The following is a 17400-nucleotide window of genomic DNA, read 5'->3' on the forward strand; positions in this document are numbered from 1 at the left end:
CATAATTTAATTAGCTACTAAATCTACTATCTAAGCAGTGGGTTTCTAGACTTAGGAAGTGGGGCTTCAAATACAACACTTCTAGCTTCTTCATCATTTTTATATCTTTGAGCAATCCCATTTACGTGATACTCTAAGCGATTAATCAGGTAAAGTTCGTCACCACTGTATTTTGATTTAGATTCTGTTAAATAGTTTTGCAAAAACTTCAACTTCTGTATCTCATCATCAAAGCTTATACTCTTGATTAGACTCATAACTTCATCATACTCATCACCGCACTCTGAGATGAAATCATATGATAAATCTATTGTTTTCATAGTGTCAAGTGATTTAGAGAGTGAAAAGTGGTTATACAACAAACAACCTACAAAATACTCTATGTCTGAGCGTTCAAACTCAGAATATTGTCTATCTTCAGACTCAAAATGCTTATGCCAGATTTCTAAAATTTTTTCTATTTTTTTATTCATACGGAATTATACCCTATAGCAATTAACAGAGCTTTTAGTGACATGTAAATGACACTTTTTATTATTAACTTTTAACTTCTTATCATATAAAATTCATCAAAATATTAGGGGTTACTATGGTTGAAAATATATTAAAAAGAGACGGAACACATAAAGAGTTTTTATCATACAAGATTGAAGACGCTATTAAAAAAGCATTTAAGTCTCAGCATGTCACTTATGATAGCTCTGTGTTTCACAATGTACTAGAAAAACTTAAAGATAGAAGGGTTGTAGCTGTTGAAGATATACAAGATTCAATAGAAGAAGAGCTATACAAAGCAAGATACTATGATGTAATGAAGTCATTTTTACTTTATCGCCATATGCATAAAATGCAAAGAGACCACCTGCTAGAAGAAGACACAACATACATAAACTCAACTCAAACTATTGAAGAGTATATTTCTGGTACCGACTGGAGAATTAAAGCAAATTCTAATACTGGCTACTCAAATGCAGGACTTGTAAACAACACTGCCGGTAAAGTTATTGCAAACTACTGGTTAGATAAAATTTATACAAAAGAAGAGGGTCAGGCACATAGAAACGGTGACTACCATATTCACGACCTTGATTGTTTAACTGGTTACTGTGCAGGATGGAGCTTAAGAGCACTTCTAGATGAAGGTTTTAACGGTGTAAGAGGTAGAGTTGAAAGTGATGCTCCAAAGCATTTTCGTGAGGCTCTTGGTCAAATGGCAAACTTTTTAGGGATACTTCAAAGTGAGTGGGCTGGCGCGCAAGCTTTTTCATCATTTGATACATATTTAGCTCCTTATGTTTTCAGAGACAAACTTCCGTATAAAGAGATAAAAAAAGCTATTAGAAGTTTTATTTACAATCTTAATGTTCCTGCTCGTTGGGGTCAGTCACCTTTTACAAATGTTACAATTGACTGGACTGTGCCAGAGGATTTAAAAGATCAAATTCCTACATCTAAGCAAACTCACCTTTTTAAAGGTCTTCTTGATAGTGAACTAGAAGAAATGGCAGCTGAGCGCGGTTGTAAAAATCTTGAAGATATGACATATAAGAATTTCCAATCTGAAATGAATCAGATCAACAAAGCTTATTATGAGGTTATGACTGAGGGAGATAAAACTGGTCAACCGTTTACATTCCCTATTCCTACTGTAAATATTACAGAAGATTTTGATTGGTACGGAGAAAATACAGATGTACTTTTTGAAAACACTGCAAAAATAGGCTCATCGTATTTTCAAAACTTTATTGGCTCTCAGTACAAAAGAAACGATGCTGGTGAACTTATAGCGAATGAAGAAGCTTATAAGCCTGGACATGTAAGAAGTATGTGCTGTCGTTTGCAACTTGATTTAAGAGAGCTTCTAAAGCGTGGTGGTGGTCTTTTTGGTAGTGCTGAGATGACAGGAAGCATAGGTGTTGTGACTATTAATATGGCAAGACTTGGCTTTTTATATAAAGGTGATAAAGAGTCATTAATGCTTCGTATTGACCAACTTATGAATCACGCAAAAAACACTTTAGAAAAGAAACGTGTATTTATTCAAGAGATGTATGACAGAGGACTATTCCCATACACTATGAGATATTTACCAGGTTTTAAAAACCACTTCTCTACTATTGGTGTAAACGGAATAAATGAGATGATTAGAAACTTCACAAGTGATGCTTATGATGTAAGATCTGAAGCAGGAATAGAGTTTGCTACTGAGATTTTAAACCATATGAGAGACAGAATGGTTGAATTTCAAGAAGAGACAGGAAACCTTTACAATCTTGAGGCAACACCAGCTGAGGGAACAACTTATAGATTTGCAAAAGAAGATAAAAAGAGATACGGTGATTCAATTCTTCAAGCTGGTATGGATGATAATATTTACTATACAAACTCATCACAAATTCCAGTTGATGTTACAAATGATCCATTTGAAGCGTTAACACTTCAAGATGATCTTCAGTGTAAATATACAGGCGGAACAGTTCTTCACTTGTACATGAAAGAAAAAGTTAGTTCTACTGAGGCATGTAGAAAGCTTGTAAAAAATGTTATTTCAAACTTTAGACTTCCATATATCACAATTACGCCTCTGTTTTCAGTGTGTCCTAAACATGGTTACATAGCTGGAGAACATGAGTATTGCCCAAAATGTGATGAAGAAATTTTGATAGAAGAGAACATTGCTTAATAGCATTAAATAAATTAAAGGATATAAAATGAGTAAAAATGAAGCATTAAAGTTACACGAAGAAAAAAGACAAAAATGTATAGTATATACAAGAGTAATGGGTTATCATAGACCTGTTGAGAGTTTCAATGTAGGAAAAACTGGTGAGCACAAACAGAGAAAACAATTCACTGAATGCTAATGTAATTTATGATTGCACATCATTTACTCACCTAGACTATCCAAATCATCTAGCTTGTATAGTTTGGTTCAGTGGGTGCAATATGAGGTGCGATTACTGCTATAACAAAGATATTGTATTTGCCAAAGATGGTGAGCATAGCTATAATGATATTTTAACTTTTTTAAAAAGTAGAAAGAATCTTTTAGATGCTGTTGTTCTATCTGGCGGCGAAGCAACTTCACATAACTTAAAAGAGTTTTGTCAGGCTGTAAAAGAGATGGGTTTTAAAATCAAACTTGATACAAACGGTATCAATACTCTAAAAATTAAAGAGTTGCTTGAATTAAACCTACTTGACTATGTCGCACTTGATTTCAAAGCTCCAAAAGCAAAATTTCAACAAATAACCTACTCCAATAAATACGAAGATTTTTCAAATACATTGGATATGCTTATTGAGAGTTCAATTGATTTTGAAGTAAGAACTACAATCCATAATGATTTGCTACATGTAGAAGATGTCAATGAAATTATAAAAGAGTTAAAGAAAAAAGGTTACAGTAATAAATACTACTTACAAGAGTTCTTGGATACCAAATCTAATATTGGAAATATACAAACAGCAACAAATAAATTTGACAAATCACGTTTAAGTAATGAGCTAGAAGTTATTTGGAGATAATCTTAAATAATTTATTATTTAAGATTAACAGATGGCTCATCTATATAAAACCCTTGAGAATAATCAACGCCAAGCTCTTTAACTTTATCCATAATAACACTAGAGTGAACATATTCTGCTATAGTTTTTATACCAAGTTTTTTTGCAAATTCAACTATTGTTTCTACGACTAAAAGTGAATTTTCATCTACATCAATATTTTGCACAAGCGCGCCATCTATCTTTATATAATCAGCCCTCATATTTGTTAAATATGCAAAGTTTGAGTAGCCGCTTCCAAAGTCATCAATAGCTATTTTTGCACCATATCTCTTTACTTCACTTATGAAGCGCTCTACTTTTTTAAAATCAATAATTGCATCTGACTCAAGCAACTCAAAAATAACTCTATTTGATGCTTTGGAATTTTTTAATTTCTCTATAATAAAATTAAATATTTCACTACTCATAATATCTTCTATAGAAAGGTTAATACTAAATTCGAACTCACTGTTTTCAAATGTAGCAAAAGATTTATCGATTATAGTTTTTGTTACTATATTATAAACTTTGATTTTTTTTGCAATAGGAATAAAAAGAACTGGTGAGAGTATCTTTCCATTTTTATCTATTAATCTTGCCAAGCACTCATACTTTTTAATTTCTGAGGTTTTAGTATCAACAATAGCTTGATAATAAGGGACAATATGAGAGTTTTCTACAGCATATCTAACAATTCCAGAGAGTTTTAAATTTCTTTCATACTCATTTTCAAAGTTCATTCTATCTTCATATATCCAAAAAGGAATGCCTAGTTCTTTTGCGTATTTAAGCGCCATAGAGACTTTAGAAAATATATTTTTACTATCTCCATTCGTAGATGATGCCAATGTAAAATCTATATATATATTTATACCCTGATAATCAACAACAAAATTTTTAATATTATTGTAAAGATTATTCAAATAATCTTTAAGCTCATAAAAACCAATGTCTTTGTCTAAGATAAATGCAAACTCATCGCCTGAGAGTCTATATATTTCATTATCAGAAATAGTTTCTTGAAGATATTTTCCAACTTGTTCAATCACGTAATCTCCAACAATAAAACCATAAAAATTGTTAATTGTCTGAAAGTTGTCTATATTAAAAACTACTAAAGCAAAATCTTTTTCTTCATCTAGGTCATTTCTAAGTTTATATACATTTGGAAGGTTTGTTAAATGGTCTGTAAAGTATCTACTAAAAAGCTTATTTCTGTACTCTTTTATACTCAAATCTTTTTTCGTAGTTTGTGCATTTAGCTCTCTTAGCACTTCATCATTTATATTCTGAATCTCTATATCCATCTTTAAGTTATATACAGTCAGGCATGTTGTAATTTTATCACTATGCTTCAGTAAAACTACTTTAGCGCTGGGGAACACCTTTGTTAGTTCATTTTTTAAACTCTGAACTAAAACAGTATTATGTATAAAAGATACAATATGAATTAAAACATTATCTTTTTTCAGTTTTTGAACATTTTCTAGTACACTTGGTACATCTATTGAAGATGTTAATGTAAAATCACTGACTTCCATGTATCATAGTCTAAGTCCACATTATTCTCCAAATTTTTTTATAACATTCTACCTGAAAAATATAAAGTAGATTTTAACAACATTTTAAATATACTCACATTAATGTTTTACTAATATAAGGGTTACTATTGAAGTCTTTTCAAAATCTGCTTCTTCTTCAAAATTTGTATCGACTTAAGGCTATTGGCTTTGAGTATAGTGATCCATTTTCTGTTAATAAAAAAAGCTCAAATGAAAAGCCTTCTACCCTTGATGAATTAGTAAGAGACATATCTACCTGTCATCTGTGCGATTTAAGTAAATCAAGATCCCAAAGTATGAGTGGTTTTGGAAACCCAAATGCTGATATTATGATAATAGACTATAGTGTTTCACTAAACGAAGATAATACAAATTCTTACTACACTGGTCGTTCAGGTGAAATTTTAACAAATATGATAGAGAATGTTTTGAAATTAAAGACTGAAGATGTTTATTTTACACATGCTATAAAATGTAAACCTTTAAATTCAAATGCTCCATCAAATTCTGAATGGGACTCATGTAAAAACCATCTATTTTCACAAATAGAATTTGTTAAACCAAAAATAATTGTAACCTTAGGTAAAGATGCTTATGCTAAAGTTACATCTGAGAATGAAAATTTTCAAAGTGTAAGAGGACATGTTATTGACTTTAAAGAGTATAAACTTATCCCAATTTTCCACCCGAACCATTTGCTTAGAAATCCAGATGATAAAAAAATTGCACTAAATGATTTAAAAACTATAAAGAGTTGTATATGAAAAAACTATACTTTATTTTAATATTTCCATTTTTACTATATTCACAAAGCTTTCTTGTGTCTAATATTCAAATTCCAAAAACAGATGTTCAAAATTTAGACCCTTATTCATGTGATGAAAAGTGTTTACAAAAGCATCTTGACAATGGTTTTATTTTTTCATTTTTAGCTCATGCAAATTTACCGTTAGAGAACAATAAACAAGAAGATATAAGACGAGAATATATATCACTTTTTAATCTAAAAGCAAAAATACTAAGCCGTAAACTTCGTATTGCTCTATTATTGCCATATAAAACAATAGGTAGATATGCCGCTTCAACAACAAATGCTTCATTTGCTTATCTAATGGCTAAAAATCGTCCTTTTGAATTAAAAAGTTATAAAATAGAGAGTGAAAATTATAAAGATATTTCTGATGCACTAAGAAAAATTCAAGAAGATGAGTTTAATTATGTGATTGCCCCGCTTACGCAAACAGGTGAAAACATTATTTCAAATATCAATCCTGAACTAAATATATATTTTCCAACAATAAACAAAAAAGATGCCAATACCACATCAAAATATCTTTACTATGGCGGTATTGATTACCGTGCACAAAGTAATTTACTTGTGCAAGAAGCAATATCTCCATTGGTTATTTTCTATGACAAATCAACTATTGGGAAAAAATTATCTGACTACCAAGAAGAGCAGTTTAGAAATAAAAACATGAATTCAGATATAAACATAACTGTTGTGAAATTTTCAATTCCTAAACAAATCACAAACTTAGAAAAACAGTTAAAAGAAAATAAAGAGATAAATCAAGCCTCTGTTTTTGTAAACACTCCTATTGTTAAAAGCGGAATGATTATGTCTCAACTAACTTTATATGACACAAATAATACCAATGTCTTGTCAACTCAAACAAATTATAATCCACTGTTACTATCTATGACTCAATATCAAGATAGAAAAAATATGATAATTGCAAATTCTATAACTTTAAATAAAGATGTACTTATTGAAACAAACTTACTTTTAGGAAATGATATAGTTTATGATTGGATAAACTATACAACTACTGTCGGAGTTGATTACTTTTTTAACCAATTAAATGGTGAAGAGAGAGAGTATGAGATTGAAGTAGTTGATAATCAGATGATATACCCTATAAAACTACTACAGCCATCTATATATAGATTTATAAACTATAAATCACTTGCTGAAGAGTGACAACAAAAGCTCTTTCACATCTGTTGTAATTTTTTGGGGCTTCCCTTCAAATGTTATATATGCTAAAGTAATTGACAATTCAAATATTTTTTTTTCTTCCTTATAAATTGTTTGTAAAAGTTTAAATGAGGCTGCTTTCATAACTAAAAGTTCTGTTGTCACTTTTAGCTCATCGCCTAATTTAGCACTTAAAAAATAGTCAGCTTCAACTTTTCTTGCTACAAAATGGCCATTTTCAAGAACGGGGGTACTTCCCAATTTGAAGAAGGAGTCACTTCTAGCACGCTCACAAAAATTTAAATAGTTTGAGTGGTAAACTACTCCTCCAGTATCTGTATCTTCATAATAGACCCGTATGTTCATGCTAAACCCCTTTGTATAGGGCATTTAAGAGCCCTCTAAAATAAACCGTCACCAAAAACGGTACCAAAACTTTTGAAACTTAAAGCAGTCTCTTTATTATATTTTTTCGTATTGTACTATAAGGACATCAACAATCTTGACTAAATAAGGGTTCGTAGTAAACTTTCTTATCTCTTTCTCTCAAAAAATTATCCATCATATATTTAACTTTATCCTCATCGCAATCAGGAGTGATATAATTTATATAATCTTCCTTACTATCGAAGCTTATTGTTTCTAAATTCCCATCTTCATGAACAACACTTACTTCATATATAGTTTTTGTTTTGTAGCTACTAAATAGTTCTAAAAAATCACCAATATCTTCATCTAAATCATATATTTTTTGTGTGTTAGTACTATACTTTAGATCTTTGAAGCGAGAGATAATCTTAGAATTTTTTTTCTTATTATTGGTTATATAACCATTATTATCTACCTGAACTGATATCTTCTCAATTGTCTTAGCATCCAGCGATAGCTCATATCCTAATATAATAAGTGGCAGATGTTTAAAGTCTTTTCGTACTTTTAGGTTATCTACTATATTAAAAAAAGTATCCTCTAATCTTCTGTCAATATAATCTTCACCTATCCCTACCTTTAATAAATCATCATTGAAGGAAGCTAGCACTTCTTTTAAAGTGAACTTTTCATGTTTGTCCTTGAAATAGCTAAAATATAGACTCATTTTGTAGGAGTAATAAAGTGCATTATAAAACTTTTTAAAGATCTTTTTTGTAGCTTTTTTATTACTACTTGTACTTGCTTCTAATACCATAATCTTATCATGCATCAAAAAAGATAAATAATAATCCACATTCTTTAAATGTCTGACTTTCCTATTATTAGAAAAAGTATCCTCTATAATTATTGCTAATTGTCCAAAACTTTCTAAAATTTCTTCTTTAGTTCTATTAAAAACTTCTTGTTTATATCCATCTACTTCTCCACTACTTTGGGAAACAATATCCTCGATTTTCAAACTCGTAAGTTTTTCTTCTACTGTAACTAGTGTTTCAGCTAATGCTGAATCATAGGTATCAATATTGTATTTATAACCAACCTTTGACAAAAAGGCATCTTTTACTTGTAAGAGTGCATCATCAAGTAAATCAGTAGTTGCTGAATCAAGATTATATAAATTACCGAACTTTTCAATGTAACTACCCTCAAGGTTTGATAATTCTTCTTCCAAATATACGAGGTTCTCTCTGTACTTATATATAAGTGTAATTTGATAGATATTTGAGATAAGTTTTATAAAATCTCTTTTGGCATCAAGGTAATCTAGTTTTGAAAGTTCTGCAAACTTTTTTTTGTATTTATTTCCATCAAGCTTCTGGAGGTATTTATCAATAAAAATAAGAATATCAAAGTTTTTTTTTGAATCAGTTAACCTTAGCAATATTTCAAAAAAATGCTCATAGATACATGTATCGTAGTATGTGTCTGTACCATAGGATGGAAAAGTTTCCACACATAAATTTCTAAAATAATAAGAGATATATTTATTCTGCATATCAAAGTTTATCGAAAGTTCTAAAGTACCCCCTTAAGTCTCCTAATCCATTTTATAATTTTTAAATGGAGGTTAAGGTCGTACAGATTTAATTGATAGATAAACATCAATATCTAATCTAAAGTACCCCCTTAAGTAACCAAGCTTTTTTTACAATGTTGACTTTAGAAGGTTTAGGTCGAACAGATGTAGTTGGTAACTCACTCTTTGACCTTATTAAGATAGTTGGTGACTTCTGTTCTAAGCAGAAGTTTAACAACAAGTGTTGCAAATACACTTGTCATGAAGCGGTTTACGTGACTTGTCACTAATAACTGTTTAAAATATACAAAAAGGAGAGTAACTATTATGTTCGAAGAAATTTTAGAAAAAATTAACAATCTTGAAAAGAACATGGTCCTACTGTTGGACTTGCATTTGCAACAGACTAATAGTCTCACAAAATACAACGAGGTCGCCCTATTCTTGGGTAAAACGAAACGCACGATTTACACTTACATCAAAGAAGCAAAGCTGGTTGCTAACAAGCACTACTACATAGATGCTAATGCTAAAACTGTTTTTATACCTAAGGCAATCATTGAGTTTAAGCAAAATCCAGTTGAAACTAAAGGTATTAAAGAAACTACTGTGTCGAGAGTGATGCATCCAATTGCAGAGAAACTTTTACAGGGAGTAGCTTAATGAGACTTCTTGTAAATATTTACCTTACAATTCTTGGTGTCAAGTTCACGATAAAAGAAAAATACAACAGATGGTATATTGCGTTCTCTCATAATGGAAGGCGTATAAATCGTTCAACTGGGTTAGAAGCAAGTAAGAAGAACTTGCAGACTGTAAAGAAGGAAGTCTTACCACAAATTGCTCAAGAGTTGATATCTTCAACTCAGTCTGTTGATGCTGATATCAGAACTTCAGATGAAACTCTTTTAGAGGATTTTTCGGAACTTCATTTTAACTTGCATAAAGAGAATGTACGGTCACATGTATATGAAAGAGATTTTAAAAACTTTCAGCGACACATATTACCTTACTTCAAATCTAGACAGCTAACATCTATCAAACCAATGGAACTAGAAGCATGGCAGAATAGATTACTTTTAAAGTATAAAATCTTGAGTGTGCAAAAGTATAGAAGTATCTTCTATGGCATTTTCACAAGAGCCTATAAAAATGAACTAGTTACAAAAAATCCCTTTGATACGGTTACTGCTCCAAAAATGAAAGGAAAGTTTAATCGACTAAGTAAAAGTGAGGCGATCAACCCTTTTACTCAAAAAGAGATAAATATTTTAGTTGATGCAGATGATAATTCTTACATGTCAAACTACATAAAACTAATGTCAAATAGTGGAATTAGACCAGGAGAACTGATAGCGCTTACTTGGAAAGATATAGATTTTGAGAACAGAACCATCAATGTGGACAAGACCATTATTAATAATGTTAGCGGTTTGCCAAAAACACAATCTAGTGTGCGGGTAGTTGATATAATTCAAGATGCATATGAAGCACTAGAAGCTCAGTATAAGTTGACTGCTACACTAGTGTATGTCTTTGTAAATTCTAGTCATAAACGATTTTATAGCCACGACATCATCAATATAAACTTTAGAAATAGACTTAAGATGCACAACATTGAAGTTCGCCCTCTGTATCAACTGCGCCATAGCTTTGCGAGTAGAATGATTAAGAGTGGGATTAACATCACATGGGTTAGTGCGATGCTTGGTCATAAAGACAGCTCAATTACACTTCAGGTGTATACGAAGTTCATACAAGAAGATAATGAAACACGTATGAGCAACATAGATAAAATTAATCAGCAGTTAGGAGGTGAAGCATATGAAACAGTTACGCCCATTAGCGTCTCTTAAGAGACTTACCCCAACAGCACTTGAATCTCAAGTCGCTGCACTTATATCAGGAATTAAAAAAAATGAAAAATTCATTAACAACAAACTATACAAAAGTTAGCTCAGCAACGGGCTCAAAAATAGCAACAGGTACAGCAACCGCTATTAGCGGCATACTAAAAGATGCTAAAAAGCATAATATTTATGTGATAGCGGAACAATGGACTGATGATAGGTTAGCATTAGCTGGTCTGTTCTTAGGTGATGATGCTACAAAAGCAACGCATAGTGTTATGGACAACGTAAACGACCGTACAATCGACTATGACTTAGTAAAAGCTAGTAGTAAAAAAGAGGTTAAGAATTTTATAAACTACCATACGAAGCTAATGGCAGATACTACTATTTACATCGTTAAATCCACCAGAGATGTTCAACCTAGCTACGAATTTATTGCTCTTGGCTCTACACTTAATGTGAGTACAATCAAAGAAGTTCCTTACGATGGTATGGACAACTTGTACTACCTAAGTACGGATAGAGCTTGCTTTGACTTTGTGTCAGCTGATATGGTGGCTTAATCATGGTTAACTTAAACTCAATCTCATTTAGTATCACGACTGAAGGAGGATCTTTTTTAAAAGATCTCTTTGGTCATATCAATACACTTCCACTTCAACTCGTATCAGAGGACAAAGATATGCAGCGGTACAAATACAAGCTAAGAATCACACAACTCATCAAACGTAATTATGAAGAAACTTGTGTTGACCTCTTAATAGAAGATGTAAAAAATGAAGGCTTAGACTTTTTTACACTACAGATACTGGGAAATCAGGTAATCTTTACTTTTGAGAACGTTACAAAACTTCCAAAACTAAGTAAATCAGACAAAGTGCTTCCATCAGAAGCGTATACTTACATTAAGCATCTCTATGGAACAATCTATGCGGATGAAAATATTATCTTCAACAAGATAAAAGTGATTAAAAGTTTGTCACGTTTTTTAGATTCCCATGGCTTATTAGGAAAGAGCATCATCAAAGAACTAGTGCTTACTTGCCCAATAGATTCTACAATATACTCAGATATGAGACTGGTATCTTTGACTTCACTAAGTTCAAATTTAATGGGATATAGGACACTCGACGCTGATTCTTCTTTAATAGTCAGTGGGACAATTTTGGATTTAGAACCAAAAATTAATAATGATGTAAATTATGCAGAGTTGGTGTCTACAAAGACAACTGTTGATTTCAAGTTGTACGACTGCTCATGTAAAATTACTGCAACTGCTTACAATAAACTGACCTCTACTGAAAAAGACAAGGTTGATATCTCTCCAATATATACAACACAAATAGGAAATAGGAAACCAAAAATCTCAAAACCAACATATTCTATGGAAACCAGCTATGCTCCTCACTCTTCAAAAAAAGAGTATAGCTGCAATATTGTTTTTAATAATTTTACTAAAAATGGAGTTACTTATAATCTAGGTAATACAAAACTTTTATCTGAATTTATATCAGAAGAACTAAATCTGTATTTATTGCTACAGAAAGATATTCATGCCTTTTATTTTGAAGGAAAGCAAACAGGGGAAATTGACTTACACAAAGATGTGAACATATCCAATAAGCTCCATACGCCATTGGAAAATTTGGAGCACAAACTACACCAATGGTTTTAGGATAAAAGATATACCGCTGTTGCTTTTTTCTTACTTCGCAGATTCGTGTCTGCGAACAGCAATGGCTCAATGATCCTCAATTGGGTTAGTATTTTTTTAGCACTCAGGTTGATACCATAGAGGGCTAAAAAATAATATTTGAGCCTATTCTTTAAAATTTTTCCCTTTACAAATGCTTCTCTTAACTCTTGAAAAAGTTCCACATCAGTTTCTTTTAGGTGTTCAATATCTAACCTATTTCTAGTTTTAATTAGCCTTACAAACTCTTCTAGATTACTCACCACATCAACTGTTACTTCATCATACTTTGAAATATTTATCTCTGATGGTATTTGCTTTAATATCTGTAACTGAGAAGAGAGTATCTTTATTTCGTCCTCAGTTAAAATAGTACTTATACTTTGGGCAACCATATCAGCACGTTCGTCATCATCAAGTAAGCTTTTAAAATATTGAACCATTTTTTCATCCAATGACACTATATCTGCAGACGCTATTTTTAGATCATCAAGGTTGGTAAACTCTTTTGGTGGAATTTCATTTGGAACATGAATCTTCTGTGTCGGCTCATTATGGACTATTGAATCCATTGTGACTTCTTCATATTCCAAAGGCTTCCTGCTTAAATTTATGACGGTTGGGGAAGTTTCATTTTCATTCATAGTTGGCACTTTTTAGCACAGTATAGTAGAAGTTATATATTTTGTCAAAGAACCCCTCTATTAGCCAACTAAATAAACCTCTTATTAAGCCCTATTGATTCACATAAAAATAAATTACTAGATACGATAAAAAAGACTTTATTTTTCAATTCTTTGCTCCACTTATGACTCTGCCGCAATAATTACTTTATTTATACTAGTTCATAGTATTTTCTTCTAACCACTAACAAAATCGTTCACTAATTCTCTTTATAGAGCCATTCTCAGGGTAATTTTCAAGAGAGAGAACAAATACTAGATATACAAATAAACATGAAGTATATATATACAAATGAAATTTATATATTAAATAAAAAATCGGAGGTGGTAAAATGAACCACAAAACAACTACACTTGAATGGTTGGAAGATACCTTTAAGGGTGCTAGGTATGTAAGTAAGCCTCAAGCTGGAAAAGTACTATCGGTTAGTACAGCATCTATAAATAACTATATGACTCAACATCAAAATCGATTGGAGAGTGTAAAACTAAATCCTCAATCAAAGCAGAGTGCCGTACGCATATCTCTTGATTCACTTGCGACTTTCATTGATAATTTAAGTAACACAAAAGATATACAAGATGAATGAAACAACCTTAACTAAACTAATATCTAGTTATCCAGTTGCTAAAGGCTTTAACCATCTTGGAGAAAAACTAAAAGGTAGACATTACTCAAGTGGTAGTTTTATAACTTACTCTATCCTCAATATGATGGATTTAAAAAATCTAATTTCTTCATTAACTCAAACAGAATGTTTAATGTTAGGTAGATACGATATTAATCAAGGAATTATAGTTACTCAAACGACCTATAAATTCACCATCGATAAATCTAATGTAAGAACGCGCACCAAATCGCATACTTACTGGAACAAAAAATCAGTTTTGTTCTTTGATTATGATTTTACTGTGGATATGAATGATGTTCTAAAAGCTGAAAACTTTGAAGCACTCTATGAATTAATCCTAAAAGTTCTTCCAGAATTTGCAAGTGTGGAGATGCTTTTTAAATTCTCTTCTAGTTCAAACATATATGATGTAAATACCAACACCTACATAGGTAAAAAAATTGGTATACATATCTATTTTATGGTTGATAATACTAGTGAGGAGAGTATTGAATCTTTCAAATCACTTCTAAAGTCTAGGTTATATGAACTAAAACTTGCCTATCTTGAAAAAGATAAACAGGGAAAAGTTCAAGAGGTATCTCTACTAGATTTTGCAGTGTTCTCCAGAGAGCGTGAAATTATAGAAAGTTTACCTCTCCTTCCTCCTAACCTTAGTGTCTATACAATAGGTAATGAATCTAAAATATTTAACGAGGGTGCTGCTGCATTTGATTTAAACAGTATCAACTTGGATAACGAGTACAGATACGAAGAAGAGCTAGAAGCTCAAAAACAAAAAATACAAGGAGATAATTATGTTTACAACACTAATGATAGTAGGAATACTTCTTTATATAATAGTATCAATCAAGATGTTCTCGTAGCATCATCAAATGAAAGGCTGAACTACATAAAGGTTCTACTCAAAAACAAGAATATGAACTACAACCAAATCACTCCCTTTTTTAACGGAGAGATAATCTCTATGTTACTAAGAGAATTTGGTTATATAGTAAACTCGTTAAAGTTTAAACTCAGAGAATCAGAACGAACCGCGTCAACGAGTATCAGAAATGATAATGGAATGATATTTGATTTTGGTGCTGATTTTAGTGGTACTGTTGTTAAACTCTTGATGAACTATCATCAAATGAATTTCAACAATGCTTTAAAGTACCTCTACATCTGTTTAGGTGCAGATGGCCTAAATCTTAATGAAAAGATATACTCACCATTAAAAGATCCTGTACAGGTAAATAAAAATATCTTTACTGGACGAGTCATTGACCTAAATATAACAGTACCAAAAGTACAAATATACTCAAAATCAAATACTAAAACTATTCCTAAAAAGTCGTACGATTTAAAAGAGATTCACTCGCAAAATAGTGACCTCTTTAGAACCTCAGGATCTGAGCTAGATTCAATTATAAACCCTCAATTATTAAATAATTATAGAAATAATTTAGATGAACTATACCCTGATATTTTAGGTTCTAATTCACATGTAAGCATAGGGTATAGCAATGATTATCATAGCCTATCAGTTATCTTAACTGATGCAGATAACGAGCTAAAAACCATAGCTATACGAAGAAACAATAATCCAAAGAAAGTTGAATCGTGGGATAAGTGGAAGAAGTATGGTTCTATAAATTATATACCTTCTCGGATTCTTCAAGAAGATCAAATTGTATATGTGGGGTTTGGAATGATGGAAGTAATCGTAATGGAACTACTAGGATTATCCTATATAGTATTTCAAAGTGATTCTGTTGCTAAGAAGCTTGATAAGAATGAGCAGTTTTTAAAAATCAGAAATAGTGTTAACGGTAAGAAGGTTGTGTTGTTACTTGATAACGATGAGGCTTGTATGGATACAGTAAAACCTTTACGTAGGCTGCTAAGTAGTGCAAGTGAGATTGTTGTTATTAAGTTTGAAAAAGTTCTAAATAGAGAACTAGAAAAAGGCTACGACTTTGTGGATTATATAAACGAAGTTAGTTGTGATGTAGATATCACTAAAGAAAATTTAATAAATATATTGGAGAAAGAAATGATATGAAAAAATTAATTAATAATTGTTACGATAAAAATGAAGATAGTGAGCTATTTATAGCTCTTAAAGATGTAGATATGTACTTATGGATTACGGATGATGGTGATTTTGCATATAGGATTGGGGATGATGGGAAGGTTATAAAAGTAACAGCCTCTAAGTTAAAAATGATTGTGAAGAACCGTTTAAAATTTGCAATTACCATTGATGATGAAAATGCTAAAGAAGGTACTAATCTTGATACGATTGACTTACATGTTGTTTCAAGAGATATATTTAACCCTTTTAGTAGTGAAGAGTTCTGTGATGTGCATGGTGAAATCTGTAGAAATACTTTTAGAACCACTGAATACATGGAGATGCAAGCAGGAGAGTATAAAGAACCAAAAGCAATTTTGGCATTGATTATGAATCTTGTAAATAATAATCAAGAACGGTTTGTATATTTCTTGAATTGGTTTGCATATTTCTTTCAAACTTTGAGGCGACCAATGACCGCTATCTTGATCAAGGGGAAACAGGGATCTGGGAAGAATCTACTTGTTTCAAAGGTACTTGCAAAACTACTTGGAGAGGCTCAAACTTCGGTGATTGGGGATAAAGCGATCCGTAGTAATTACATCGGTGGTATGTTCCAAGGGAAGCTTTTTTATCAATTTGATGAGATATCTCACTCCGCAAAAGATAATGTTCAAATGCAAAATACTCTTAAAGAGATAGTTACAAACAATGTAGTTCAACTTGAACGTAAGTTTGTTGATTTGGTAAATGGTATAGAGATATTTGGTTTATGTTTATTTACTACCAATAAACCTTCTGCCCTTGCTATAGAACACAACGATAGAAGATATTCTGTGTTTACTACAGGAGAAAATCTTAACAATAATGATTTTTTAGGATATGGGACATATGAGGATTTTAGTGAAGCACTTGAAGCTGAACTAGATGATTTCGCGGTGTACTTAAAATCATTTAAAGTAGATGAAAAGCTTGCGAATACGTGTATGGACACATTAGAGAAGCAGGCGCTTGTAAGTGTAACAAACTCAAGGTTTATAAACTTTCACACTGCCCTTATTTCTAAAGATATTGGATACTTTGAAGAGTTGAAAAATGATTCACTTGGTATTAGTTTTTATAACCAACTTGAAAGTGATTTTTCTAAAGATGTAGTAAGTAGTAATAATATTGCTAATTATTACACTGCTGTTGAGAGTGATGAGATTAGCTCAACTAAACTCTTAAAGCAACTTCGTACTATTGATTCAGAACAGTGGCATACGAAAATGACAATAGGTGATGGAAGTGGTAGATATTATCTACTTGAAAACCATCCAAAAAGAGAAGAGAAGTTAGCTTCTCTGTATGGAACTGTTGAAGCAGTTCCAGTAGTTGCTAATAATGTAGAAATTATAAAACCCATGAACCCAAGCTTAATAGTGCAGTAATGCTAACATA

Annotated in this window: 18 protein-coding genes; 13 read left to right on the top strand and 5 right to left on the bottom strand. The window is 31.5% G+C overall.

Annotation, left to right across the window (positions count from 1 at the left end):
- Nucleotides 1-26: 26 nt before the first annotated feature.
- Complete coding sequence (locus HUE88_RS07015; protein ID WP_194368019.1) at nucleotides 27-473, bottom strand: hypothetical protein; 447 nt, start codon at nucleotides 471-473, stop codon at nucleotides 27-29.
- 116 nt (nucleotides 474-589) lie between these two features.
- Between HUE88_RS07015 and HUE88_RS07020 the strand changes: the two genes are divergently transcribed.
- Genes HUE88_RS07020 through HUE88_RS07030 form a run of 3 tightly spaced genes read left to right on the top strand, consistent with a single transcriptional unit; the run spans nucleotide 590 to nucleotide 3528 of the window.
- Nucleotides 590-2683, top strand: a complete 2094-nt coding sequence (locus HUE88_RS07020) for a ribonucleoside triphosphate reductase (RefSeq protein WP_194368020.1) — start codon at nucleotides 590-592, stop codon at nucleotides 2681-2683.
- A 28-nt stretch (nucleotides 2684-2711) separates the two neighbouring features.
- A complete protein-coding gene (gene nrdD / locus HUE88_RS14000) occupies nucleotides 2712-2864 on the top strand; it encodes an anaerobic ribonucleoside-triphosphate reductase (protein ID WP_194368021.1) in 153 nt (50 codons plus the stop codon).
- Nucleotides 2827-3528 carry an anaerobic ribonucleoside-triphosphate reductase activating protein gene (locus tag HUE88_RS07030; RefSeq protein WP_194368022.1) on the top strand — a complete coding sequence of 234 codons (702 nt, stop codon included), beginning with the start codon at nucleotides 2827-2829 and terminating at the stop codon, nucleotides 3526-3528. Before nrdD ends, HUE88_RS07030 begins: the two co-directional genes overlap by 38 nt.
- A gap of 14 nt (nucleotides 3529-3542) precedes the next feature.
- Here HUE88_RS07030 and HUE88_RS07035 read toward each other — a convergent pair whose 3' ends face one another.
- On the bottom strand, nucleotides 3543-5090 hold the full coding sequence (locus tag HUE88_RS07035; RefSeq protein ID WP_194368023.1) for an EAL domain-containing protein: 1548 nt from the start codon (nucleotides 5088-5090) through the stop codon (nucleotides 3543-3545).
- Nucleotides 5091-5218: 128 nt separating this feature from the next.
- Between HUE88_RS07035 and HUE88_RS07040 the strand changes: the two genes are divergently transcribed.
- Nucleotides 5219-5875 carry a uracil-DNA glycosylase gene (locus HUE88_RS07040; protein WP_194368024.1) on the top strand — a complete coding sequence of 219 codons (657 nt, stop codon included), beginning with the start codon at nucleotides 5219-5221 and terminating at the stop codon, nucleotides 5873-5875.
- Nucleotides 5872-7095, top strand: a complete 1224-nt coding sequence (locus HUE88_RS07045) for a type 1 periplasmic-binding domain-containing protein (protein WP_194368025.1) — start codon at nucleotides 5872-5874, stop codon at nucleotides 7093-7095. The genes HUE88_RS07040 and HUE88_RS07045 overlap by 4 nt, the downstream gene beginning before the upstream one ends.
- Here the strand turns inward: HUE88_RS07045 and HUE88_RS07050 are convergent.
- On the bottom strand, nucleotides 7078-7458 hold the full coding sequence (locus tag HUE88_RS07050) for a YbgC/FadM family acyl-CoA thioesterase (protein WP_194368026.1): 381 nt from the start codon (nucleotides 7456-7458) through the stop codon (nucleotides 7078-7080). The two genes, HUE88_RS07045 and HUE88_RS07050, sit on opposite strands and share 18 nt — an antisense overlap.
- Before the next feature lie 127 nt (nucleotides 7459-7585).
- The gene (locus HUE88_RS07055) at nucleotides 7586-9019 is read right to left on the bottom strand and encodes a hypothetical protein (protein ID WP_194368027.1); all 1434 of its coding nucleotides are present in this window, start codon (nucleotides 9017-9019) and stop codon (nucleotides 7586-7588) included.
- 155 nt (nucleotides 9020-9174) lie between these two features.
- Here HUE88_RS07055 and HUE88_RS07060 point away from each other — a divergent pair, with 155 nt between their 5' ends.
- From HUE88_RS07060 to HUE88_RS07080, 5 genes are all read left to right on the top strand, one after another.
- Nucleotides 9175-9330, top strand: coding sequence for a hypothetical protein (locus tag HUE88_RS07060; protein ID WP_194368028.1), 156 nt, complete (start codon nucleotides 9175-9177; stop codon nucleotides 9328-9330).
- 37 nt (nucleotides 9331-9367) lie between these two features.
- Nucleotides 9368-9703 (top strand): hypothetical protein, encoded by a 336-nt coding sequence (locus tag HUE88_RS07065; protein ID WP_194368029.1) that lies wholly within the window; start codon nucleotides 9368-9370, stop codon nucleotides 9701-9703.
- Nucleotides 9703-10896 carry a tyrosine-type recombinase/integrase gene (locus HUE88_RS07070; RefSeq protein ID WP_194368030.1) on the top strand — a complete coding sequence of 398 codons (1194 nt, stop codon included), beginning with the start codon at nucleotides 9703-9705 and terminating at the stop codon, nucleotides 10894-10896. Before HUE88_RS07065 ends, HUE88_RS07070 begins: the two co-directional genes overlap by 1 nt.
- A gap of 62 nt (nucleotides 10897-10958) precedes the next feature.
- A complete protein-coding gene (locus HUE88_RS07075; protein WP_194368031.1) occupies nucleotides 10959-11456 on the top strand; it encodes a hypothetical protein in 498 nt (165 codons plus the stop codon).
- 2 nt (nucleotides 11457-11458) lie between these two features.
- The gene (locus HUE88_RS07080) at nucleotides 11459-12568 is read left to right on the top strand and encodes a hypothetical protein (RefSeq protein ID WP_194368032.1); all 1110 of its coding nucleotides are present in this window, start codon (nucleotides 11459-11461) and stop codon (nucleotides 12566-12568) included.
- On the opposite strand, the gene HUE88_RS07085 is transcribed toward HUE88_RS07080, so the two are convergent.
- Entirely contained in the window at nucleotides 12565-13230 is a 666-nt protein-coding gene (locus HUE88_RS07085; RefSeq protein ID WP_194368033.1) for a hypothetical protein, read from the bottom strand. The two genes, HUE88_RS07080 and HUE88_RS07085, sit on opposite strands and share 4 nt — an antisense overlap.
- 371 nt (nucleotides 13231-13601) lie before the next feature.
- Here HUE88_RS07085 and HUE88_RS07090 point away from each other — a divergent pair, with 371 nt between their 5' ends.
- Genes HUE88_RS07090 through HUE88_RS07100 form a run of 3 tightly spaced genes read left to right on the top strand, consistent with a single transcriptional unit; the run spans nucleotide 13602 to nucleotide 17390 of the window.
- Nucleotides 13602-13859, top strand: a complete 258-nt coding sequence (locus tag HUE88_RS07090; protein WP_194368034.1) for a hypothetical protein — start codon at nucleotides 13602-13604, stop codon at nucleotides 13857-13859.
- On the top strand, nucleotides 13852-15948 hold the full coding sequence (locus HUE88_RS07095; protein ID WP_194368035.1) for a hypothetical protein: 2097 nt from the start codon (nucleotides 13852-13854) through the stop codon (nucleotides 15946-15948). Before HUE88_RS07090 ends, HUE88_RS07095 begins: the two co-directional genes overlap by 8 nt.
- Nucleotides 15945-17390, top strand: a complete 1446-nt coding sequence (locus HUE88_RS07100; RefSeq protein WP_194368036.1) for a primase-helicase family protein — start codon at nucleotides 15945-15947, stop codon at nucleotides 17388-17390. The genes HUE88_RS07095 and HUE88_RS07100 overlap by 4 nt, the downstream gene beginning before the upstream one ends.
- Nucleotides 17391-17400: the final 10 nt, after the last annotated feature.

The sequence above is a fragment of the Candidatus Sulfurimonas baltica genome, from assembly GCF_015265455.1.
Lineage (GTDB): Bacteria > Campylobacterota > Campylobacteria > Campylobacterales > Sulfurimonadaceae > Sulfurimonas > Sulfurimonas baltica.